General features: G+C 39.9%; 20 protein-coding genes. 12 read left to right on the top strand and 8 right to left on the bottom strand.

Annotated elements, in window-relative coordinates; translation table 11 throughout:
• Positions 1–194 precede the first annotated feature (194 nt).
• Both pdsS and pdsR read right to left on the bottom strand, forming a co-directional pair.
• Positions 195–2,333: a proteobacterial dedicated sortase system histidine kinase gene (pdsS, locus tag BW142_RS01210; protein ID WP_076923623.1), complete on the bottom strand. Its 2,139-nt coding sequence runs from the start codon at positions 2,331–2,333 to the stop codon at positions 195–197.
• Positions 2,333–3,022: a proteobacterial dedicated sortase system response regulator gene (pdsR, locus tag BW142_RS01205; protein ID WP_076923622.1), complete on the bottom strand. Its 690-nt coding sequence runs from the start codon at positions 3,020–3,022 to the stop codon at positions 2,333–2,335. The genes pdsS and pdsR overlap by 1 nt, the downstream gene beginning before the upstream one ends.
• Before the next feature lie 203 nt (positions 3,023–3,225).
• Here pdsR and pdsO point away from each other — a divergent pair, with 203 nt between their 5' ends.
• From pdsO to BW142_RS01190, 3 genes are read left to right on the top strand one after another with little or no spacing between them, the layout of a single operon-like run.
• Positions 3,226–3,957, top strand: coding sequence for a sortase-associated OmpA-like protein PdsO (gene pdsO, locus BW142_RS01200; RefSeq protein WP_076923621.1), 732 nt, complete (start codon positions 3,226–3,228; stop codon positions 3,955–3,957).
• Between the two features lie 46 nt (positions 3,958–4,003).
• Positions 4,004–6,022, top strand: coding sequence for a marine proteobacterial sortase target protein (locus tag BW142_RS01195; RefSeq protein ID WP_076923620.1), 2,019 nt, complete (start codon positions 4,004–4,006; stop codon positions 6,020–6,022).
• Positions 6,019–6,624 (top strand): class GN sortase, encoded by a 606-nt coding sequence (locus BW142_RS01190; protein WP_076923619.1) that lies wholly within the window; start codon positions 6,019–6,021, stop codon positions 6,622–6,624. Before BW142_RS01195 ends, BW142_RS01190 begins: the two co-directional genes overlap by 4 nt.
• On the opposite strand, the gene BW142_RS01185 is transcribed toward BW142_RS01190, so the two are convergent.
• Positions 6,519–7,478, bottom strand: a complete 960-nt coding sequence (locus BW142_RS01185; RefSeq protein WP_024604368.1) for a DMT family transporter — start codon at positions 7,476–7,478, stop codon at positions 6,519–6,521. The two genes, BW142_RS01190 and BW142_RS01185, sit on opposite strands and share 106 nt — an antisense overlap.
• Positions 7,479–7,597: 119 nt before the next feature.
• On the opposite strand from BW142_RS01185, the gene proB reads away from it, so the two are divergent.
• The 4 genes from proB to BW142_RS01165 all read left to right on the top strand — a co-directional run bounded on the left by proB (position 7,598) and on the right by BW142_RS01165 (position 11,182).
• The gene (gene proB, locus BW142_RS01180) at positions 7,598–8,701 is read left to right on the top strand and encodes a glutamate 5-kinase (RefSeq protein WP_076923776.1); all 1,104 of its coding nucleotides are present in this window, start codon (positions 7,598–7,600) and stop codon (positions 8,699–8,701) included.
• Between the two features lie 116 nt (positions 8,702–8,817).
• Entirely contained in the window at positions 8,818–9,177 is a 360-nt protein-coding gene (locus tag BW142_RS01175; protein ID WP_007581591.1) for a glutaredoxin domain-containing protein, read from the top strand.
• A 39-nt stretch (positions 9,178–9,216) separates the two neighbouring features.
• Positions 9,217–10,701, top strand: a complete 1,485-nt coding sequence (gene gltX / locus BW142_RS01170; protein WP_076923618.1) for a glutamate--tRNA ligase — start codon at positions 9,217–9,219, stop codon at positions 10,699–10,701.
• Between the two features lie 181 nt (positions 10,702–10,882).
• The gene (locus BW142_RS01165; RefSeq protein WP_021032137.1) at positions 10,883–11,182 is read left to right on the top strand and encodes a hypothetical protein; all 300 of its coding nucleotides are present in this window, start codon (positions 10,883–10,885) and stop codon (positions 11,180–11,182) included.
• A 4-nt stretch (positions 11,183–11,186) separates the two neighbouring features.
• On the opposite strand, the gene BW142_RS01160 is transcribed toward BW142_RS01165, so the two are convergent.
• Both BW142_RS01160 and BW142_RS01155 read right to left on the bottom strand, forming a co-directional pair.
• Positions 11,187–11,579 (bottom strand): hypothetical protein, encoded by a 393-nt coding sequence (locus BW142_RS01160; protein ID WP_076923775.1) that lies wholly within the window; start codon positions 11,577–11,579, stop codon positions 11,187–11,189.
• A gap of 101 nt (positions 11,580–11,680) precedes the next feature.
• Positions 11,681–12,316: a CPBP family intramembrane glutamic endopeptidase gene (locus BW142_RS01155; RefSeq protein ID WP_253188787.1), complete on the bottom strand. Its 636-nt coding sequence runs from the start codon at positions 12,314–12,316 to the stop codon at positions 11,681–11,683.
• Between the two features lie 358 nt (positions 12,317–12,674).
• On the opposite strand from BW142_RS01155, the gene BW142_RS01150 reads away from it, so the two are divergent.
• From BW142_RS01150 to BW142_RS01140, 4 genes are all read left to right on the top strand, one after another.
• The gene (locus BW142_RS01150) at positions 12,675–13,376 is read left to right on the top strand and encodes a DUF3581 domain-containing protein (protein WP_024598641.1); all 702 of its coding nucleotides are present in this window, start codon (positions 12,675–12,677) and stop codon (positions 13,374–13,376) included.
• A gap of 188 nt (positions 13,377–13,564) precedes the next feature.
• A complete protein-coding gene (locus BW142_RS01145; protein WP_007581604.1) occupies positions 13,565–14,812 on the top strand; it encodes a DEAD/DEAH box helicase in 1,248 nt (415 codons plus the stop codon).
• Between the two features lie 58 nt (positions 14,813–14,870).
• Positions 14,871–15,035, top strand: coding sequence for a hypothetical protein (locus BW142_RS20810; protein ID WP_253188786.1), 165 nt, complete (start codon positions 14,871–14,873; stop codon positions 15,033–15,035).
• A 27-nt stretch (positions 15,036–15,062) separates the two neighbouring features.
• On the top strand, positions 15,063–15,851 hold the full coding sequence (locus BW142_RS01140) for a sensor domain-containing diguanylate cyclase (RefSeq protein WP_363925745.1): 789 nt from the start codon (positions 15,063–15,065) through the stop codon (positions 15,849–15,851).
• Positions 15,852–16,180: 329 nt separating this feature from the next.
• Here BW142_RS01140 and BW142_RS01135 read toward each other — a convergent pair whose 3' ends face one another.
• Positions 16,181–17,137 carry a methylenetetrahydrofolate reductase gene (locus BW142_RS01135; RefSeq protein WP_076923616.1) on the bottom strand — a complete coding sequence of 319 codons (957 nt, stop codon included), beginning with the start codon at positions 17,135–17,137 and terminating at the stop codon, positions 16,181–16,183.
• Positions 17,138–17,396: 259 nt separating this feature from the next.
• Between BW142_RS01135 and BW142_RS01130 the strand changes: the two genes are divergently transcribed.
• Positions 17,397–20,279, top strand: a complete 2,883-nt coding sequence (locus BW142_RS01130) for a M16 family metallopeptidase (RefSeq protein WP_076923615.1) — start codon at positions 17,397–17,399, stop codon at positions 20,277–20,279.
• Between the two features lie 191 nt (positions 20,280–20,470).
• On the opposite strand, the gene BW142_RS01125 is transcribed toward BW142_RS01130, so the two are convergent.
• Entirely contained in the window at positions 20,471–20,791 is a 321-nt protein-coding gene (locus BW142_RS01125; RefSeq protein ID WP_076923614.1) for a helix-turn-helix transcriptional regulator, read from the bottom strand.
• Position 20,792: 1 nt separating this feature from the next.
• On the bottom strand, positions 20,793–21,197 hold the full coding sequence (locus tag BW142_RS01120; RefSeq protein ID WP_171972306.1) for a hypothetical protein: 405 nt from the start codon (positions 21,195–21,197) through the stop codon (positions 20,793–20,795).
• Positions 21,198–21,222: the final 25 nt, after the last annotated feature.

Below are 21,222 nucleotides of genomic sequence, written 5' to 3'. Positions count from 1 at the left end.
ACTAAATTGTAACTGGCAGGTTTTGAGGGGTGAGAGGGGTTTATTTGTTAATTTATATGGAGTTAAGGTAAATTAAAATAACTATTTTTAACTAAAAATATACAGCTGAATTTAATTTATTGCGTAATTACTATTTGCATATAATGCTGTAGCTATAAATATAACGGTACAAATATAACGGTATAAATACAGCTCTAACTATTAGCTAACGGCAGCGTTACGGTAAATACGACACCATCACCTTGCTCGTCATTTTGCGCTGTTACACTGCCTTTATGGTAGTCGCACACCAGCCTTACAATATAAAGACCTAACCCCAAATGTGGCTGTTGCTGCATTTGCTGGCTACGTACCGACACCATAGAGTCAAAAATATGCTCAGTTAATCCTTCGGGTAACGCGGGGCCTGTGTTACTCACTGTTAATATTGCTTTATTTTCGCTCTGCTTAAGGCCTACATTAATAGCCGTATTGGCTTCACTAAACTCCAGCGCGTTATTAATAAGCTTATCAAGTAGCTGAGCTATAAACTCCGGTGCACCTTGCATAGGTAATTTGTTTTGGCATACATCAAGCGTAAATAGCTGGTGTGGGTAAGTAAGCTGATAGCCCTGCATGCAGCCATTTATTACTTTTTGTAAATCAAAAGGCTCAGGTTCGTTGCTTTGAATACTTTGTTCAAGGCGAGTGGCTTCGCTCATGGTGGTTATTATTTTACCCAAGCGTTCAACGCCTTCGCTGGCGCGATCGAGATATTTTTGGCTCAGCTCGTTTTGCGGCAAGCTTTGTAAGTTCTCGAGTGACGAGCGTACTACGGCAACCGGCGTGCGCAGCTCGTGTGATAATCGCGACGACATATTTTCTAAGTAATCGGTATAGCCACCAAGTCGACTAACAATGTTTGAAAAACTACGAGACAGATCGCCAATTTCATCGTTAGCATCGCTGTAATTAATACTGCCGGTAACACGCCCTTGTGCATCAATTGCTTGTTCAGCTGTATCGCGCAGTCGCCTAATTCGGTTCGATATACGCGAGGCAAAAAAGAACAAGGTGACAGTACCAATTAGCATTACGGCTAAAATAACGTTGAACAGTTTTTCGAGCGATTTATTACGTAGCGTACGTACGCCGTTAGTGGTTTCCTCTGCTATTACTGCACCAATTACTTGGTCTTGGATCCAAATAGGGTAAGCGGCCGATAAAATAACAGCTTTGCTGTCGGGTGTTAATCGCCAAGACGATGCTGGTTGCCCTTTTAATGCTTTAGCTAAATGTGTGCCCTGCATAGAAGCTACATCGTGCAGGGTATCTAAAAACTCATTTTCGGGGCGCGTTAATATTTTATAGTAAAGTGGGTGCAAGTAATTTTGCTCAAAGCGCTGCCACCAAGTTTTAGGTGCTTGGTTAGCAAGCCCATCAGCCCATACGCCATCTGCATTTTGAATAGTACCCGATTGTGCAAGTACACGATGATGGTTATCAACTACCCAAATGCGGCTACCACTGTGGCCCATGCCTTTTAAAATACGGCTAATTTCTGGGGAAGGTACGAGTACTGAGCCTAAATCGTTTGGGTTATTTAAGTTTGAGGTCGACATTATTTTAGGCTCTAGCTGTGCCTCTTTATTATCAACATCAACAATGGCAAAGCCAAGTTTGTTGCCCAGCATGTTAATAGGAAAACGCAGCTCTACGTTATAACCAGATTCGGTACTTTCAAAATAGCCCTGGATTTTAGTAAAAGGGGCTTTGGTTTTTGCATCAAACGCATTAACCCAGCCGTTTTGGCGTGGCGCAATAATGTAAGTGTTAAACTGGCCGTCAGGCGTTTTTAGGCCAATTTGTAAATAATCGTTATTAGTAATGCTTAAGCTATTTTTAGCGCGATAAATAAGGGTATTGTCGGTGACTTTAAATACGGCGTATAAGTAGTTATCAAACTTTCCCACCATATGATCAAACGATAAGTCACTGGCTTGATGTTTGTTATCTGTTTTTTGTAAGTAGCGCTTGTCGTAATGCCAAAATAGCGGTTGGTAGTTGTCCCAATCGTTAAGTTTACCGTCGAGCTGAATAGGATTTTTAAGATTATAAGCGTATAAATCGCGGCCTTTTACTACTTGGTCTAAAAAGTTGGTTTGCTCGTCAAATAATGCGGGGCGCTCATGTAGTGCAGTAGCAAGTGCGCGAGTAGTGCCTACGAGGGTTTTTTCTTGGCCTTGGCGTAAAAACTTTTCCATTTCCCATACGTACTCGTAGCCAAGCCACGGCAGCAAAAACAAAAAACATGAAAGTAATATAAATTTACTGCGCAGACCAAATCGTAGCATTAGTGTTGTTCCCACCGATAGCCCATGCCATACACGGTATCTATGCAATCAAAGGCGCTGTCGAGTGCTATAAACTTTTTACGGATACGTTTTACGTGTGAAGTAATGGTGCTGTCGTCTACATAAATTTTAGCATCGCTCATTAATTCGTTACGGCTTTTAACATGGCCTGGTCGCTGGGCGAGTGAATGCAGCATCCAAAATTCGGTTACGGTTAAATCAACTAATTGTTGTTGCCAAAATACCTGCATACGTTGTGTGTCGAGCGTTAATTGCCCGCGTGTTATGAGTGCGTTTGCATCAGCGGGTTGCTCAAGTGCTTCCATTCGGCGAAACAGCGCACCAATACGTGCAGCCAAGTGAGCCAAGCTTATGTCTTTCGTTAGGTAGTCGTCGGCGCCCATGCGCAGGCCGCATACGGTATCTATTTCGCTATCGCGGGCGGTTAAAAAAATAATAGGCAGTGTTTTAGAAAGCGATCGCAATGTTTGGCACAGTAAAAAACCACCATCTATTTCATGGGCTAGGCCAATATCAACTATGGCTAAATCGGGCAGGGCATTTTTAAATGCAGCTTCTGCGCAAGCGCGATCGGCAAAGCCACTTACTTGGTAGCCCTGTGCGCTCAGCATTTCTATGTAGTTTTCGCGGATTGCGGGTTCATCTTCAACGATGGCTATTTTTTTCATCTTAATCATTATCCTATCGGCTCTGCTGTGCACTATATCGAAGTTTTTAAGCTAAGTACGCTTAAAAAGGCAATTGCCATTTTTTTGCCACAATTGCTCAGCAGTTTGCCATTTTTGATCCCCTTTGTTGCCACTTGAGCTTGTTTTAATAGGTCCATCAAAACAAAACATCACAAATTAAAGATAAGTTTAAGGATCAAATCATGAAGAAGACATTAATTGCATTAACACTCGTTGCTAGTTTTTGTACTCCAGCAATTGCCTCAACATCTAACACGCCATCAAAAGAAGCCCATAAAGAAACGGCTATTGGGCTAGGTGCAGGCGCTATTATTGGCGGCGTAGTAGGCGGGCCAATTGGTGCGTTTATTGGGGCATTTGCCGGTGGCTTAATAGGTGATTCAAAAGTAGCTGATAACAAAATTGCAGAGCAAGAGCGTGCTATTACGGTCATGAAAGAAAAAACCAGCGATTACCAACACGTGCTTAACCACAATAATATCTTAGAGCAACAGCTAGAAGTGCTTGCCAATCAAAATGAGCAGTTAACTCAAGTTCAAATTAATAACTTATTGGCGATGACGGTACAATTTAAAACAGGTTCAAGTGTTATTGCCCCGCATTTTGCGCTGCAGTTAGATCAACTGGTTACCTTGTTAAACAACCAACCACAACTCGCACTTGATTTAAGTGGCTTTGCCGATCAACGCGGCGATGAGCAAGCTAACCTTTTACTTTCTAAAGCGCGTGTAAATGCCGTGCAAAGCTATTTAATAAAACACGGCGTGAGCCACAAACGCTTAAGCACGCAGGCATTTGGCGAGCAGCAAACATTGGCTAACAGCAATACGGTGGAAGACAACTTTTTTGATAGACGCGTAACGCTTACCACTCGCTCAATGAATAGTGTAAATGGCCAAACGGCGAGTAACTAAACCTAACGGAACCTAAGTAAAGCTAAGCGTTCGATGGAGTGATTTTATGTTGAGTAAACCAACCAAAATGCTTACTAAAGTAAGCATTTTTATATTCATAGTGATTGTGCTGTTAGCGAGCTTTAAAAGCCATGCGCAATCACCCAAGTTAGAGCTTTTTGATAGCAATGGTGCGCCAGCAGGGCCAGCAATAATATTAAAAAGCGATGCCAATATGACCTTAACCGGCCTGATTAATCATGTTGTAGTAACGCAAACCTATCAAAACGAAAATCCGTTTGCAGTTAATGCGCGCTACGTTTTTCCATTGCCAGATGAAAGCGCCGTACATGCCATGACGATGCGTATAGGTGAGCGAGTTATTAAAGGCCAAATTGATAAAAAAGTGGAGGCTGAAAAAAAATACGACGAGGCTAAAAAATCAGGCAAGCAAGCGGCACTCGTACGCCAGCAACGCGCCAATATGTTTATTACGAATGTGGCGAATATTGGTCCTGGTGAGCAGGTAATTATTGAGCTTGAGTATCAAGAAATAATTGATTACAACAGCGGTACATTCGCTATTAGATTTCCTACTACCATTACACCGCGTTATCACGCGATTAGTGGTGAGGTTGAGGTTAATACTCAACACCAAGCGCATACAAATCCACTCCCAACTGGCTGGTTAAGCCCTGTTTACAGCACTCAAAACATCACTCAAACTGATAACGTACCAAGTAGTAAATTTAGCTTAAACATTGATATAGACGTTGGCTTAGAGCTGGTGGATATCAATTCTAAATTTCATAATATTGATGTGAAAAACACTGCGTTTGGGCAATATAAAATAGCGTTAAATGAAGAAAATGCAGTTAATCGCGACTTTGTACTTGAGTTTAAACCGCTGCAAAAAGAGCAGGCCCAAGCTGCATTTTTCACTCAGCAGTTTGAAAATGGTGATCGATACGGGCTTGCTATGCTAATGCCACCGGGGGATCACTTTACACAAACTCAGCGATTACCTCGCGAAATGGTATTTGTCGTTGATACGTCGGGCTCTATGCACGGGCAATCTATGGAGCAAGCTAAAAAAGCGTTGTTTTATGCGCTTTCATTACTTGATAGCGACGACAGCTTTAATATTATTGGTTTTGATAACATAGTGACTCCAATGAGCGATAAACCATTTATAGCCAGCGACTTTAATTTACGCCGTGCAGAGCGATTTATTTATAGCCTAGAAGCCGACGGCGGCACAGAAATACAAGGTGCGCTTAATGCCGTACTTGATGGCAGCGAGTTTGATGGTTTTGTACGCCAAGTTGTATTTTTAACCGATGGCAGCGTAAGCAATGAAGACGCATTGTTTAAAAATATTCAAAGTGAATTAGGCGATAGCCGCTTATTTACAGTGGGCATTGGCAGCGCACCTAACAGCTTTTTTATGCGCCGAGCGGCAGATATCGGTAAAGGCTCATTTACGTTTATAGGCAGCACAAGCGAGGTGCAACCTAAAATGCAGCAATTGTTTGACAAGCTTGCACATCCAGCGATTACTAATTTGGCGCTAAGCGATGAAAGCGGTAACAGCTTAGATTTTTGGCCATCACCACTACCTGATTTATATTTTGGCGAGCCTATCATGGTCGCTATAAAACTTAATAATGCTAAAAGTGTGGTACTTGCTGGGCAAACAGCACAAGGGCCTTTAAGTATTAGATTAAGTACACAAAATAGTTCAAGCGCTCAAGGTATAGCAAAACTGTGGGCGCGCCAAAAAATTAAGTCATTACTTTTATACAACGAGCAAAGTACCGTTAAAGATGAAGTACAGGAGCTTGCACTTACTCATCAATTACTTAGCCCCTTTACTGCTTTTATAGCGATTGAACAAACTCAAACAAAAGAAGTGGCAGAGCAAACGGCGCAAGCTACTAATGCAGTACCGCAAGGTATGGCAATGCGTTTACCACAAACCGATGGGCAAAGTAGGCTCCACATATTGTTAGGCTGTATTTTATTATTGGGATTTGGCGCGCTTAAAATAAACCGAGGGCCTAAATTAAGTAGGGAACATAAATGAAAAAGTGGCTAAGCGCGGGCTTACTAATCGCTGGGCTTGGATTATTTGGGCACGGCGCTTATATGCAGGCAAAAGCGTGGCTTGCTCAAGTATTAATTGAGCAAGCATGGCAAGAGGCGCTTAAATCATCTGGCACCAAAGTAAAACCCTGGTATTACGCCGACAGCTACGTGACAGCAAAGCTTAATTGGCCAAGCCACAATAAAACTTTAAGTGTATTGGCAGGAGCAAGCGGGCGTAACTTAGCATTTGCGCCAAGCCAATTTTTACCCGCAGGGGCGCTTGGTGGTAAAGAGTTTGGTAACAACAAAGGCGCGCTAATAGCAGGGCATAACGACACCCACTTTGCATTTTTACAAAACGCAAAAGTGGGGGAGGCGTTTACTTTGCAATTGCAAAGTGGGGTGATACAAAACTATGAAGTAACGGGGATTGAGGTTATTCATCAATCTCAACATGACTTTTTACAAACACCTGGATTGTACTTGCTGACCTGTTATCCTTTTGATTCGCTTGCCTCAGGTACTGATTTGAGATTGCTTGTATCTGCGCAAATATCTTCACCCGATTCACTAAGTGGTATATCAACCACAAGTTCTTGATGGCGCTGGCTTACCATTACACCAATAAATACCACAAATATACTCAGCCATTGCCACACGTTGAGCACTTCGCCCAAAATAATGGCTGACAAAATAAGTGTAAAAATAGGAATTAAATTAGAATATGCAGCCGCGGTTAATACCGAGACTTTGCTAATAGCATAATTGTACATGCCGTAGCCGCCAAGGGTTACACACGAACCTAAATATAAAATACTCATAAGCGCGGTTAAGTCGTGTTGGTTTTCGCTTGGTAGATCGATAAAAAACAAAAAAGGTGCAAAAAACAAGCTGCCGCTAATACCTTGAAGTGCAATTAAAGTAAGGGGGGAGTAGCGATTAGCTAAATGCTTAATACTTACGGTATAAAATGCAGCGCACACCATAGCCATCAGCTCTAAAAAGTTACCTAGTAACGGATTAGGTGCTTGCTCAGAATTGGGTGAAAGAAGCGTAAGTAAAATACTGCCGCCAATACACAGCGTAAAGCCAACAACAATGGCTTTGCTTATGTATTCTTTAAGTAATAAAAAGGCAAGCAGCGCAATAATTATAGGCAAGCACGACACAATAACACCCGCCTGCGAGGCTGATGTATATTCCATTGCGTGACCTTCAAATAAAAAGTACAAGCAAGGCTCAGCAAGCGACATACCCACTAAATACTTCCAATCACCTTTTAAATACTCAAACCGAATAACGTAGCGCCATAAGCAAAGCGATAAAACTAACGTGGTGAGCATGCGTAAAAATATTACCAAGGCAGGGTCGTAAATGGCAATGGCATATTTAAGCGCTATAAAAGAGCTGCCCCATAAAAAGGTGGCAATAATTAAACACAAACTGGCAGGCATAGAGAGTAATTTATATAATTTAATAAAATCAGATCCTAGCATGAATATTTTTAACTTGTTCAAAAATACCGAGCTGGTATAAATTAATTCATCTTTAATTAATGATTAGTAAAAAGCACATGCAAAGGGAACAGGTAATAGTTGTAAAGCTTGGTACAAGCGTACTTACTGGCGGCACCGATAAACTAGATAAAGCGCACATGGTTGAATTAGTACGCCAATGCTGCGAGCTTAAAAAGCTGGGGCATCACGTTATTTTAGTATCGAGCGGCGCGGTAGCTGCTGGGCGTGAACAGCTATTAAAACCCTGTGGCAGAAGCTTAATTGATAAACAAATGCTTGCTGCAATTGGACAAGGTCAACTTATTCATATTTGGCAGAGCTTGTTTGGTTTATATGGGATAAATGTAGGACAAATGCTGCTTACTCGCGCTGATGTAGACGACAGAGAGCGTTACCTTAATGCACGCGATACGCTCAATGCGTTATTAAATTACGACGTTGTACCCATCATTAACGAAAATGACGCAGTCGCTACCAGTGAAATAAAAGTAGGCGACAACGATAATTTATCGGCGCTTGTCGCTATTTTGGCTAATGCTAATAAATTATTGCTACTTACCGATCAAGAAGGCTTATTTACCAGCGATCCGCGCACAAACGCCGATGCCACCCTCATTGGCGAGGTAACACATATAAACGATGAACTACGCCAACTTGCTGGTGGCAGTGGCACAAATTTAGGCACCGGCGGTATGGCAACTAAACTGCAAGCCGCCGATATTGCAAGGCGCGCAGGCGTTGAAGTTATTATTGCTAAAGGTGCAGGTAAAAACGTTATTTTAAAATGTATGAGTGACGAGTTACCAGGCACGCGTTTTTTAAAACTCACCGCCCCAAAAGATGGCCGTAAAAAATGGTTACTAGCCGGGCCTAAAAGTACCGGTCAAATTGTTATTGATACAGGTGCTATTGGCGCCCTTCAAAATAAAGGCGCAAGTTTACTCGCTAAAGGCGTTACTAATGCATTTGGACGTTTTGAACGCGGTGATTTAATTGATTTAATAGATGCAAAAAATCAAGTGATTGCACGGGGCTTAACGCGATTTAGTAGCGTTGAGGTAAATAAAATAAAGGGTGCGCACTCTAGTCAAATAGGCCAATTACTCGATTACGATAGTGGCGCAGAAGTACTTCATAGGGATGATATGGTATTGCTATAGAAGCACTTTTAGTAAATTAAATTACTTGAGTGTAATTCTCGGAGTATTACACTTTTTTGATTGCAAATTTGTGCTAAAATCTGGCTCCTTAAATTGTTGTAAGCAGAGCACAGAACATGAAATTAGTTCGTTGGTTTTTAGGTTGTATAATCTTATTCTTTAATTTTGTATTTACTCCTCGCAGTAAAAAGCGTGCAAGCGACGAGCAAGCACAGCTTGATCAGCAAACCTCACAATTTAAACTGTATCAATTTAAAGCATGCCCGTTTTGTGTAAAAGTACGTCGCGCCATTAAACGCGAAGGCTTAAACATAGAAACGCGTGATGCAAAAGACAATGAGCAATATCGTCAAGAGCTACTAGAGCAAGGTGGCAAAGTTAAAGTACCTTGCCTGCGTATAGAGCAAAATGGCCAAGTACAATGGCTGTATGAATCAAACGATATTATTGCTTATTTAAACAAAGTAGCTGCATAAACCACTTTTACTATCTCACTTATTTAAAGAGAATATACCATGACAATTCGCACCCGTGTTGCCCCGTCGCCAACTGGTGACCCGCATCTTGGCACCGCTTATATCGCCTTATTTAACTACTGTTTTGCTAAACAACAAGGCGGTGAATTTGTACTTCGTATAGAAGATACAGACCAAGTACGTAGCACGCCAGAGTCTGAACTTGCGATTATGGATAGCCTACGTTGGTTAGGGCTTGATTGGGATCATGGTCCTGATGTGGGTGGCGAATTTGGTCCTTACCGTCAATCTGAGCGTAGCGATTTATATAAAAAGTACGCGCATCAGTTAGTTGACGATGGCAAAGCGTTTTACTGCTTTGCAACAAGCGAAGAGCTTGATCAAATGCGTGAAGAGCAAATGGCAGAAGGCTTACGCCCTAAATACGACGGCCGTGGTTTAAACCATACAGATGAAGAAATTAAAGCAAACTTAGCGACAGGCAAACCTTACGTTATACGTATGAAAATCCCAAGCGAAGGCACATTTAAGTTTAACGACTACCTACGTGATGAAATTGAGATCCCGTGGGAAAACGTAGACATGCAAGTACTTTTAAAAGCTGATGGTTTCCCAACGTACTTTTTAGCGAACGTAGTTGACGACCACCACATGGAAATTAGTCATATTTTCCGTGGTGAAGAGTGGATTAACTCAGCTCCTAAGTTATTAAAACTGTATGAAGATTTTGGTTGGGAAGCACCAGTACTTGGTCACTTACCATTACTACGTAACCCAGATAAATCAAAGCTGTCTAAGCGTAAAAACCCAACGTCTATTAATTACTATAAAGAAATGGGCTACCTGCCAGAAGCCGTGCTTAACTACTTAGGTCGTATGGGTTGGTCAATGCCTGATGAGCGTGAAAAATTCACACTTAATGAGATGATTGAAAACTTCGACATGAAGCGTGTATCGCTTGGTGGTCCGGTATTTGACGTAGATAAACTAAGCTGGTTAAACGGCATGTGGATCCGCGAAAACCTAACCGACGAACAGTTAATTCAGCGCTTTGTTGATTGGAAGTTTAACGGCGAAATGCTCGCTAAAATATTACCAGAAGTTAAAACACGTATTAATACACTGTCGGATATGGTTGAACTAGCAGGGCACTTTGTAGGCGGAATTCCAACTTACGATCCTGCGTTATTAACAACCGGCAAAGCAGACGAAAACGTAATTCGCCAAGCGCTACAATTTTTTGTATGGCAGCTTGAAGGTTTGCGTAGCTTTGAAAAACCCGCTATTTTTGCAATTGCAAAAGAAGTTGCAACATTCCATGAGTTAAAAATTAAAGACTTTTTAGAGCCAATATTTGTCGCAATTACTGGCAAAACATCAAGTACGTCAGTGCTTGATGCAATGGAAATTTTAGGCTCTGACCTATCACGCGCCCGTTTACGTGTAGCACTTGCTCATTTAGGTATTTCTAAAAAGCAGGCTAAAAATATAGAACGTGCGTACCGCGAATACCCAAGCGCATAGTATTTAATAATAACGGCTCAATAGTTAGTTGTTAAAAGTATTAAAAGCCGAGCTTTATTAAGCTCGGCTTTTTTGTTTCAGGCTGTTTAGCTATATGACATCGTATTTTGATATTGTTTAGCCTAAGCATTCATAATTTACTAAATGCTACAATGCGGCATATAAACTCATAGGAGGCAGTATGATTGCAACCGTTAAAAACAAAGCTATTTTTAGCAGTAATACATTTTCGATAAACCTTGTTACTTACCCAACTAATCACAGCGTAATGAACCATATTGACCCTGTGCAGCAAGGGCGCTATTACAAGCTCAACTTTGTATTAGAAAAACCTAAAGCGGGTGGGGTATTTAAATGTTCAAAATGCATTATAAATTTATTTAATCGCGTGTATTTATTCAGACCCGATAAGTACGAACACAGCGTATCTAAAATCGAGTCTGGAAAGCGTGTGCTACTGAGCTTTGCGCTTAATATATAAGTTATTAATAATCGTAGGCCTGTCCGGTGCATAAAACAGATAGGTCGCAGTACGATACAGAGGTTTCACTACAAGAATTGATAGTAAAAGCATTCCCACCTTTGCGCATAGCATCAGCTTTAAGTAAATCAATCGCGTTTGATTTAGAGCGATTGTAGCTTACATTATTTTTACCTCTACCGTCGCCATCACAGCTTTCAGCTTCTATTCGGCCTAAAAGTGTTGCGCCACTCTCGTGAGCTTCTTGATCGCTATAAAATTGCTGTAAATCTCTTTTATTAACGTAAGTGCCAATTTCTTGAGATAAAACGCCGTTGTCTATATCTGTATGATAAGTCATGCTTGAACAACCCGTTATTGTGGCGAGCACAGTTATTGTTGTTATAAAACGTAGCATATTCATTAATCCTTTAATTTATTTAAAGTAGTAAATTACTAACAAAATCAAATGCGGGCAATGTTTACTACTAAGTAAATTGTTAGCATTTGTAAATGTATTTAGATTTTATTGAGCATAGGGTAAGTAAACAAAAAGAAGTGACAAACATTAACCAACCAATGGCATAAAATAGCCCACTCTAAGCGCCGCGTTTTATAAAAAGCATAGCCATATCCTAAGCCTGCAATAAATGAAACCAATACATAGTTAAACCCTCCTGCAAAATGTGCCAAAGCAAAAATACATGCAGTAATTACAGGGGCAAGTATTGCTAAACGGGTCGGTGTAATTATTTTGCTAAGCTTAGTTTGAAGTAAACCTCGAAATAAAGCTTCTTCGGCAACACAGGTAAATAAAAGATTAATAGCAATAAAGACTAACCAAAAGTTGGGCACTTTTGGGTCAAAGCTTACAAGTCCAAGCATTAAAGCCGCAGTGAACGAAGCCAAAACAGTAGCAATAATTATAAAAATGGGTTGTTTAACGTTTAATGAGCCCGCTTTATTAGAGTCTGTTTTTAAAGGCTTTTTATTTGAATCTAAGTTTGAAAAAAAGTAAGCACAAAGAAATAACCCAGCCATAGCTTTATCAAAATTAGCATAAAGGGTAAAAGTAATCGCATCGCTGGTAATACGCTCGTCTATAACAATAGGGAGGTTATTAAAACCAGGTACCCAATGAAGTGCTAACGCCAATGAGGAAACTATAAAAACAGTACTTAATATAGCGCGTATTATTGCCCGCTTTGTATTTTGCACACAGTAGTATAAAACAACGTAAAGCCCAGTGAACAGCAGAGCATATAAATTTATATAACCTTGAAAATACGCACTTACAACACCTAAAGCTAGTAAGTAGTGCCAAAGGGGTTGCCGCATTATTGATATTTTGCAGTACGGAAAAACACATATAATTGATAGCGCTAATAAATAAAAAGTCATTGTTTTTTATTGCTCTGTTTTATTTAGCCATTAATCTAACAGATTCGACCTCTCAATATTTTTTTTCTGGTAATATAGATAGGTTATAAGCAGTTTAAGCAGTGAACAAACTATGTTAAGTCCTTTTTTTCAGCAGCATGCTGATTATGTTTCTATCTCTCGTGAGCAGGGTTGTCGATTCGCTAAATGCGTTGCTGACGATTACAATCCACTTCACGACAAAGATGCCAAAAAGTTTTGCGCGCCAGGAGACTTACTTTTTTCATTGGTACTAGACCGCTACGGTATTAGTGAACAAATGGAATTTACTTTTGCTGGTATGGTTGATGAAAACACCAAACTTAATTTTCCTGAGGGAGCCGATGAGTTTGATGTTACCAATGGCGAAAAAGTAATTTTAAAGGTAAAGCGCAGCGGTAAAACCAGCCAATGCCCAGCATTAACTAATAGTCTTATAAAAAATTATGTTGAGTTTTCTGGTACTACTTTTCCGCATGTAATTATTCCATTAATGGGCAAGCAAGAGGTAATGATAAACCCTGCTCGTCCGATGGTGATTTACGAATCAATGCTTATCAATCTTGATAATCTTGATATTACAGAACCAGAACTTGAGTTTGCAGAGCCTAGTTTTGAGTATGCCGGTAAGCGCGGAAAAATCACACTACGTTTTAACCTGTTGGAAAACGGCGTTAAAGTGGGTAGTGGTGAAAAGCACATGGTGGTTTCGGGTATACGCGAATACTGCCAAGCAACAGTTGACGATTTAATAGCGTTTTACAACGAACGTAAAGCGACACTAAAGCCAGCTTAAAGCTACAGAAAATTATAAAAGGCGCTAAATACAACTGTTATTTAGCGCCTTTTTTATTGGTTTTTTTATTGTTTTAGCGCTAAAGCGTAAGTGAGTAACTACGATTAAATACTTTTCTGAACTGGTTAATTTACGCAGTACAGTAATATGCGTACAATAGCGCTCTTTGTTATTTTAAAGCTAAGCCTATGTCTGCCACTACGTTCTCATCACTTAATCTCGACCCGTTATTATTAACTGCGATTGAGCAAAATAATTACACTCAACCTACCGCAATTCAGATTAAAACCATTCCGCCTATTTTAGCCGGAAGTGATGTAATGGGCAGTGCACAAACAGGTACGGGTAAAACCGCCGCTTTTGTTTTACCGCTGTTACATAAGCTTTTAAATACCCCTAAAAAAGATGAGCAAGGTCTTGCCCGCGTTGTAATTTTAACGCCAACACGAGAGCTTGCTCAGCAAGTATTTGCCAGCTTTGAAAAGTACGCACAAGGCACTAATATCAATGGTGCTTTAGCGTATGGCGGCGTAAGTATTGGTCCACAAATAAAAGCACTTAAAACAGCCCAAGTTATAGTGGCAACACCTGGGCGTTTACTTGATCATATAGTTAAAGGTAGTGTGGTACTTTCAAGCGTAGACTCTTTAGTGTTTGACGAAGCTGACCGCATGCTTGATATGGGGTTTATTGATGAAATTAGACGTATATTGCGTCATATCCCAGGCGATCGCCAAACTTTACTATTTTCAGCTACGTTTGATGACAGCGTGTTTGAACTCAGTAAAAAGTTACTTAAAAACCCAGAGCTAATTGAAGTTGATAAACGTAACTCAGCCGCAGTTGAAGTAGAGCAAGTTATTTACGCTGTAGATGAGGATCGTAAGCGCGAACTTGTATCGCACATGATTGGCATGAAAAACTGGCGACAAGTGCTTATTTTTACTCGCACAAAACAAATGGCTGATCAGCTCGCTAAAGAAATGTGTAAAGACGGTTTAAAAACCGAATCAATCCATGGCGACAAATCGCAAGGCGCACGCGACCGTGCATTGCAAAACTTTAAAGAAGGTATTACACGTGTACTTGTTGCAACCGATGTAGCCGCGCGTGGTTTAGATATTTCAACACTTAGATACGTAATTAACTTTGAGCTACCATACATTGCAGAGGATTACGTACACCGTATTGGTCGTACAGGTCGTGCAGGTGAACAAGGACTTGCTATGTCGCTGGTAAGTCTTGATGAGCAATGGCTGCTAGAAGAAATTGAAGTATTACTCGATACGCGCTTAACGCCGCAGTGGTTAGAAGGTTACGAGCCAGATCCTAATAAAAAGCCAAAAGACAATCGTAAAAACACCAATAAGTCGCGAAAAGATCGCGATAAAAAGCGCATCACTGGTAAAAGAGAGCCAAGTAGGCGTCGTAAATAATAGCTTTTACTTTGCTTTTTTGCCTATACTGGAGCTACTAAGCAGCCGAGGTAAAGCAATGTTTGAAATTGATCAATGGGCATTTTCTGGTATTGATGGCCAAATATCTTTGCATAAATGGCAAAAAACAATTGATCTTATAACGGGGCTTTTTTCAGCCCCGTCTGGTTATATAGTTCAGGCAACAAGCAAAGGCTATCGCGTTGTTATTAGAAGTAACTAGGGTGGATCTAACTTTGAGACCAACCCTATACTCCCTCCTCAAACTCCTCTGTTTTGTCGCCACGTAGCTGAAACTAACAATACATTATATGTTAATGATGCAAGTAATAACGATACATGGAATACCCTGTCAGAAGTAGTTGAAGACGGTGTTGAATCCTACCTAGGTTTACCCATTCATTGGCCTGAAGGCGAAGTGTTTGGCACGTTATGTTTAAAAGACACTAAAATAACAAGCTATACCGATGAATACTTTGAACTCATAGAACAGCTACGCGATTTGATTGAAGACGACTTAGCCCTTGTTTATAGCTATGAGCAAATGCGTGAAATAGCCATGTTAGACTCATTAACTAATATTTATAATCGCCGAGCACTTAACTTACTAGCTCAGCAAAAGCTTAACTTAGCACTGCGTTTAGGTTTTGACGTGTGTTGTTTGTTTATTGATATAAACGACTTTAAAAAATTAAACGACACCTGCGGACATGAAGTGGGTGACAAAGCATTGATTATATTGGCGGACACGCTAAAAACGCATTTAAGAGGTGCCGATATAGTAGGGCGTTTAGGTGGCGATGAGTTTGTTGCAGTAATGCAAGTAAGCGATAAAAGTAAAATTAACTATATTATGAATAAAATTTCGACCGAGTATTCAAAAGCTTTACTCAAAGAAGACGTTTGCGATTTATCGCTCAGCATAGGTTATAGCTTTACTAATAAACAAAAGCAGGCTTTTGAAACGCTATTAAATGATGCAGACCATGCAATGTATAAAAATAAACAAGCGTATAAGCTAGCTAAAAAAGCACAATAATAAAAGGAAGTTCGTTATGACTCATGCCACACAAACTTGGCTAGTTTTTCTGCGATAGGTTTTATTTTTTCCTTAGCAATAATAAGCTTATTTGAAACGTTCCCTAGCATTAGATTTATATCTAATGAGGGAATAATTTTTGGTGTTATGTGCTCCTCTATGGGGTTTGCCTTAAAAAGGCTTGAGAGTAATAACCAAAAATAGCTTTAATAAATAGCTTAAGCTGCAAATTTTATTTGTATTTATTAATTCATTTTTCAAAGAACGGACATAAAAAAGCAAGCCACTAGGCTTGCCAAGAAGGGTGTGAATTGGTTTAGGCTCAAACTCTAAGCTATTAGCTTTTCCGCAAGGTTCAATTCCATAATGGCTTTTAATAAACGGTATAAGTTAATTGACGCGTCAATTTCTTCTTTACGGTTTGTTAAGCTTTCAATATTTAAGCCCAGTGGCACGTCTAAATGCGCACAACTTTTAAGTATTAAGTCGAGGTTTTCGCGGCAAATACGGACCGATTCGCTTAGTGTATTGTCTGCATCAAGCATGCGCCATTTAGTTGCCTCTGGCACTGAGATACCCAACCATTGCATAAACTCTAAGGTTTTTTCGCCGCCGCACGGGGTAAACGTTAATATAATACGTTGAGGTGTAATACCCTGTGCTTTACATGTACGTGCGTAGCTAGTAATTAGCTCTATAGTCGCTTGTGCGTCGTAAACAGCTTGCGATATAAAAAACTGACAACCTTGTGCTGTTTTTTCTATTAATCGTTCGTGCTCATTTCGTTTACTTGAATGGCGCTCGGCAATTGTAACGCCACCTAAAAAGAAATCATCTGATTGCTCAGCCATTGCTTTATACGCATCTGGCAGACTTAGCTTTATATCGCCTACCGATGACGGGCTACCTACTAAAACTACATTTTGTAAATCGTAGTCGTTTTTAGTTTCACTTAGCCAATCTTTAAATTCGCCTACGCCACGCTGCGCCACACTTTTATAAGTAATTACATCTTGTGCAGATAAATCACGTAGTAAATGGCTGTATTCACGCGGATCAACGGTTTGTTTAAACGCAAACGGGCGCGCTTGATTAGTTCGGCTGCTTTCGTCTTGAATGTCGTAAATTATTACGCCGTCGTATTCAATTTCGTGTAAGCGACCTAATAGCTTTTCTGCAATAGTTTTTAATTGCGCTTTATCGGTGCCTATTTTAGGCGGGGTAGTACCAATAAGATAAACACCTTGGTTGGTGTCCTCTATTTTCTCTTTTAATGATAAAGCCATAATCCTCATTCCAGCCAAGTGCGTTTTGATAGATTTAATATAGCAGCCATTTAGACGTCTAGATAGATTTATTTAATGAAAGTTTTTCAACTAACATGATGTTTATTCATAGTGCTTGTTCCCATTATTTATAATTGACACAGTTGTTTACATAATAAATTCCCTTGGGACTCTTATATTTATTGGCTTTGGGGCATAATCGAGGGTGAGTTAGTGTTAAATCTAACAACAAATTTGCTCAATTTAAAAAGGGACAACAATGAAATTTAAATTATTAGCAACCAGCTTAGCGGTATCGCTGGCGTTAACGGGTTGCGCCATGCAACAAAACCAAAGCACGCAAACAACAGCACAACAAGAACAAGTAAATAAAGCTGATGACCGTGTTTTTTCGCAAGATTATTTAATTGAAGAGCTAGAAAACGGCTTACGTGTCATGGTTGTTAAAACCGATTACCCTGATGTAGTGTCGCTGCAAATTCCGGTATCGGTAGGGTCGCGTAACGAAGTTGAAGAGGGCAAAACAGGCTTTGCCCACTTTTTTGAACACATGATGTTTAAAGGCTCACAAAAATACCCAGAAGACGTATATTCAGACATATTAAAAAATTCAGGTGTTGATAACCGCGCTTATACAACAAACGATTACACAAATTACCATTTAAACTTTTCAAAGCAGCATCTTGATAAAGTACTTGAGCTTGAAGCTGATATTTTTCAAAATTTAACCTACACCGAAGAACAATTTAGAACCGAAGCACAAACGGTAAAAGGTGAGTACTTAAAAAACAACGCGAGCCCAATTCGTAAATTATTAAGTGCTGTACGCGAAGAAGCGTTTGATAAGCACACGTATAAACACACCACTATGGGCTTTTTTAAAGACATAGAAGCCATGCCTGATCAAATGGCGTACGGGAAAGAGTTTTTTGCTAAGTTTTATAAGCCTGAGTATGTTTCACTTGTCATCGTGGGCGATGTAGACCCACAAGCAACAATGGCAATGGTTAAAAAGCATTGGGGTAGCTGGAAAAAGGGTAACTATGTTGCTGACATTACAGCAGAGCCTGTTCAACAAGCACCAAAATATTTGCACCAGCAAGATGAAGCACTACCAGGGCATTGGTTACTTGTATCGTACAAAGGCGCTGCGTGGGAGCCTGCTAAAAAGGACAGAGCGGCACTTGATTTAATTTCACAGCTTTATTTTTCAAATAATTCAGATCTATATCAAGAGCTAGTGGTCGACAAACAAATTGCCAGCCAAATGTTTACCTATAACCCAGAGACTAAAGATCCGGGTTTATTACACGTATTTGTTAAGGTAGAAAACGCAGACGATTTAGCCACTGCACGCGATGCAATTAACCGCACTTATGCAAAAGCACGCACTGAGCTTGTTGATGAGCAAAAGCTAAATGATTTAAAATCGAACCTTAAATACAGCTTTATTAACGGCTTAGATTCGTCGCAAGCGATTGCATCAACGCTTGCCAGCTACATGCATTTTGAGCGCGATCCTGAGGTTATAAACCAGCTTTATAAATCATCAGATAACATTACCAGCGCAGATATTAAAGCCGTTGCTAATAAATACTTTACTGATAACGCACGTACCACATTAACGATGTCGGCACTTGATAAAGCCCCTGGTTTTGAGCAAGAAGTTGATTTAAATGCGCTTACTGCAAAGCTTGAACAAGCACCTGCGGCACCTGTATTTAAAGTACTTGATAAAACCAATAGCTCGCCATTAATTGATGTTAACTTTTTATTCAATACCGGTGCGGCTGCCGACCCGCAAGGCAAAAAAGGTGTTGCTGCGTTAACTGCAGCTATGCTTGCACAAGGTGGCTCAGAGGCGACAAGCTATAAAGGTATTCAAAAAGCACTTTATCCGCTTGCGGGTAGCTTTGGCTATCAAATAGATAAAGAAATGCTGTCGTTTCAAGGGCGTATTCATAAAGATAATGCGGCGCAGTGGTATACACTTGTGAGCGATCAATTACTAAATCCAGGTTTTAGAGATGACGATTTTAAGCGCCTTAAAAAAGAAATGATCGACGGCATTAAGTCAGGCTTAAAAGCATCTAACGATGAAGAGCTAGGCAAAGAAGTGCTATACAGTGCGCTTTACAAAAATCACCCTTATGAAAGTTACAACTACGGTGATATTTCGGATTTAGAAGCGTTGACGCTGGATGATGTTAAAGCGTTTTATAACAGCGAGCTTACGCAATCAAAACTCACGGTTGGCTTAATTGGGGCTGTGCCTGTAAAACTTAAAGCTAAAATGATGAGCGATTTTGCAACGCTACCAAAAGGTGAGCAAAGCCGTTTAAGTATTCCTGATGCGCCAGTGCTTAAAGGTCATCATGCAACGATTGTAGAAAAATCGGCACAATCGACAGCGGTATCGTTTGGTTTTCCTATTGATACAATAAGAAGTAGCGAAGACTGGACAGCCCTGTGGCTTGTGCGTTCGTACTTTGGTGAGCACCGTAGTTCTAACAGCTTTTTATATGAGCGCATTCGTGAAACTCGCGGCATGAACTACGGCGATTACGTATACATTGAATATTTTCCACGTGGTATGTTTCAAACCAAGCCTGATGCAAACCTAGGGCGCTCTGAGCAAATTTTTCAAGTGTGGTTACGCCCACTTCGCTCTAATAACGATGCGCACTTTGCAACACGTACAGCCTTGTTTGAGCTAGATAAGCTAATTAAAAATGGTATGAGCGAAGATGACTTTGAAGCTACGCGTAACTTTTTAATTAACTTTGTGCCGCAAATGGTCGCAAGTCAAAATCGCCAATTAGGTTACGCACTTGATAGCGAATTTTACAACACAGATAGCTTTGTAAGTTACGTTACTAATAAACTTAAAACGCTAAGCGTTGCTGATGTAAACCGCGTTATTAAAGAAAACTTACAAACAGACAATGTTCAATATGTGTTTATAACCGCAGACGTTGCTGATATGCAAAAACGTTTAGCGTCTGAGCAAACATCACCAATGGTTTACAACACTAATAAACCTGCTGAGCTGGTTGCTGAGGATAAAGTAATTGCTGATTACAAATTAGCCATTCCTGCAAAAAATATTGAAGTGATGAAAGTCGATAAAGTCTTTCAATGAAGGTTTAAATAGTTATATAAGTTAAGATAATTAAAATGCCCCATATATTGGGGCATTTTTTATGGTGTTGGATATAGTATTGAACCAATTTTTACACCTAACCCAAAAAGTATCATTGCACTTATTATTACAACTAAAGTGATGTGGCCACGTAGCTCTTTCGACTTATATTTTGATATTGCTGTAGATCTTTATTTCATAATAAAAAAAACAGTTATCATGCCTAATATGAAGCTGACTACTGATGACAATGCTAACACCGTGGTTATAGTGTGCTTGTTTAAAGTTGTTGCACCACCGAGAGGTGTTGTATCTTCATCAAGCTTAATTAATTTACCCTGGCGTACTTCTAAAACCGCGCATAAAGCCATTGTGGTTTCTTTTGATGCCGAGCCTTCTTTTTCTACCCGTTGGATTGTTCTCAAGCTTACATCACAGGCATCGGCAAGTTGCTGTTGCGTCCAATTAAATTGCTGCCTAAGTTCTTTTATTGTTTTAGGATTAAGTTGCATTTTAAAGCTTCCCAATCAAGAATTCTAAAATTATAATTAGCAAGTAGCCACCAACTAGGCCTCCAAAAAAGCAGCCAAAAAGCACTTTTAACGAAGTTTTTGGGTTATTTAATAATGATGATTGTTCATAACTTTTTATAAATTGGCCATTTTTATAAAGTGAGCACTCTAACTTGCCAGTTAAAATATTACGCATTTCAAACATTACTTTAAAATCATTGTCACCAATATTAAATTGATGGCCACTGTGAATCCTTTGGTTACGCTTATTACTTATAAGTTCATCATTTACGTATACTTCTTCTTTCCCTGTAAAGTAGCTACCAAAACACGCTATTTGATCATCGCCATCTTGAAAGTAAAATTTGTAACCTAATTTTCTTGTATTTAATATATCGTTTTTCATCATCGTTATCCTTGTTGAGTTGATG

The sequence above is a fragment of the Pseudoalteromonas sp. EB27 genome, from assembly GCF_001974875.1.
Classification (GTDB): Bacteria; Pseudomonadota; Gammaproteobacteria; order Enterobacterales; family Alteromonadaceae; genus Pseudoalteromonas.
The sequence above is the reverse complement of the archived record's forward strand: the minus strand, read 5'-3'. Positions and strand labels throughout refer to the sequence as shown.

What these genes read in the sequence shown, in the direction of transcription:
- pdsS (WP_076923623.1), bottom strand. Translation starts at nt 2,333, where the DNA reads ATGCTACGATTTGGTCTGCGCAGTAAATTTATATTACTTTCATGTTTT.
- pdsR (WP_076923622.1), bottom strand. Translation starts at nt 3,022, where the DNA reads ATGAAAAAAATAGCCATCGTTGAAGATGAACCCGCAATCCGCGAAAAC.
- pdsO (WP_076923621.1), top strand. Translation starts at nt 3,226, where the DNA reads ATGAAGAAGACATTAATTGCATTAACACTCGTTGCTAGTTTTTGTACT.
- BW142_RS01195 (WP_076923620.1), top strand. Translation starts at nt 4,004, where the DNA reads ATGTTGAGTAAACCAACCAAAATGCTTACTAAAGTAAGCATTTTTATA.
- BW142_RS01190 (WP_076923619.1), top strand. Translation starts at nt 6,019, where the DNA reads ATGAAAAAGTGGCTAAGCGCGGGCTTACTAATCGCTGGGCTTGGATTA.
- BW142_RS01185 (WP_024604368.1), bottom strand. Translation starts at nt 7,478, where the DNA reads ATGCCTGCCAGTTTGTGTTTAATTATTGCCACCTTTTTATGGGGCAGC.
- proB (WP_076923776.1), top strand. Translation starts at nt 7,598, where the DNA reads ATGCAAAGGGAACAGGTAATAGTTGTAAAGCTTGGTACAAGCGTACTT.
- BW142_RS01175 (WP_007581591.1), top strand. Translation starts at nt 8,818, where the DNA reads ATGAAATTAGTTCGTTGGTTTTTAGGTTGTATAATCTTATTCTTTAAT.
- gltX (WP_076923618.1), top strand. Translation starts at nt 9,217, where the DNA reads ATGACAATTCGCACCCGTGTTGCCCCGTCGCCAACTGGTGACCCGCAT.
- BW142_RS01165 (WP_021032137.1), top strand. Translation starts at nt 10,883, where the DNA reads ATGATTGCAACCGTTAAAAACAAAGCTATTTTTAGCAGTAATACATTT.
- BW142_RS01160 (WP_076923775.1), bottom strand. Translation starts at nt 11,579, where the DNA reads ATGCTACGTTTTATAACAACAATAACTGTGCTCGCCACAATAACGGGT.
- BW142_RS01150 (WP_024598641.1), top strand. Translation starts at nt 12,675, where the DNA reads ATGTTAAGTCCTTTTTTTCAGCAGCATGCTGATTATGTTTCTATCTCT.
- BW142_RS01145 (WP_007581604.1), top strand. Translation starts at nt 13,565, where the DNA reads ATGTCTGCCACTACGTTCTCATCACTTAATCTCGACCCGTTATTATTA.
- BW142_RS20810 (WP_253188786.1), top strand. Translation starts at nt 14,871, where the DNA reads ATGTTTGAAATTGATCAATGGGCATTTTCTGGTATTGATGGCCAAATA.
- BW142_RS01135 (WP_076923616.1), bottom strand. Translation starts at nt 17,137, where the DNA reads ATGGCTTTATCATTAAAAGAGAAAATAGAGGACACCAACCAAGGTGTT.
- BW142_RS01130 (WP_076923615.1), top strand. Translation starts at nt 17,397, where the DNA reads ATGAAATTTAAATTATTAGCAACCAGCTTAGCGGTATCGCTGGCGTTA.
- BW142_RS01125 (WP_076923614.1), bottom strand. Translation starts at nt 20,791, where the DNA reads ATGCAACTTAATCCTAAAACAATAAAAGAACTTAGGCAGCAATTTAAT.
- BW142_RS01120 (WP_171972306.1), bottom strand. Translation starts at nt 21,197, where the DNA reads ATGAAAAACGATATATTAAATACAAGAAAATTAGGTTACAAATTTTAC.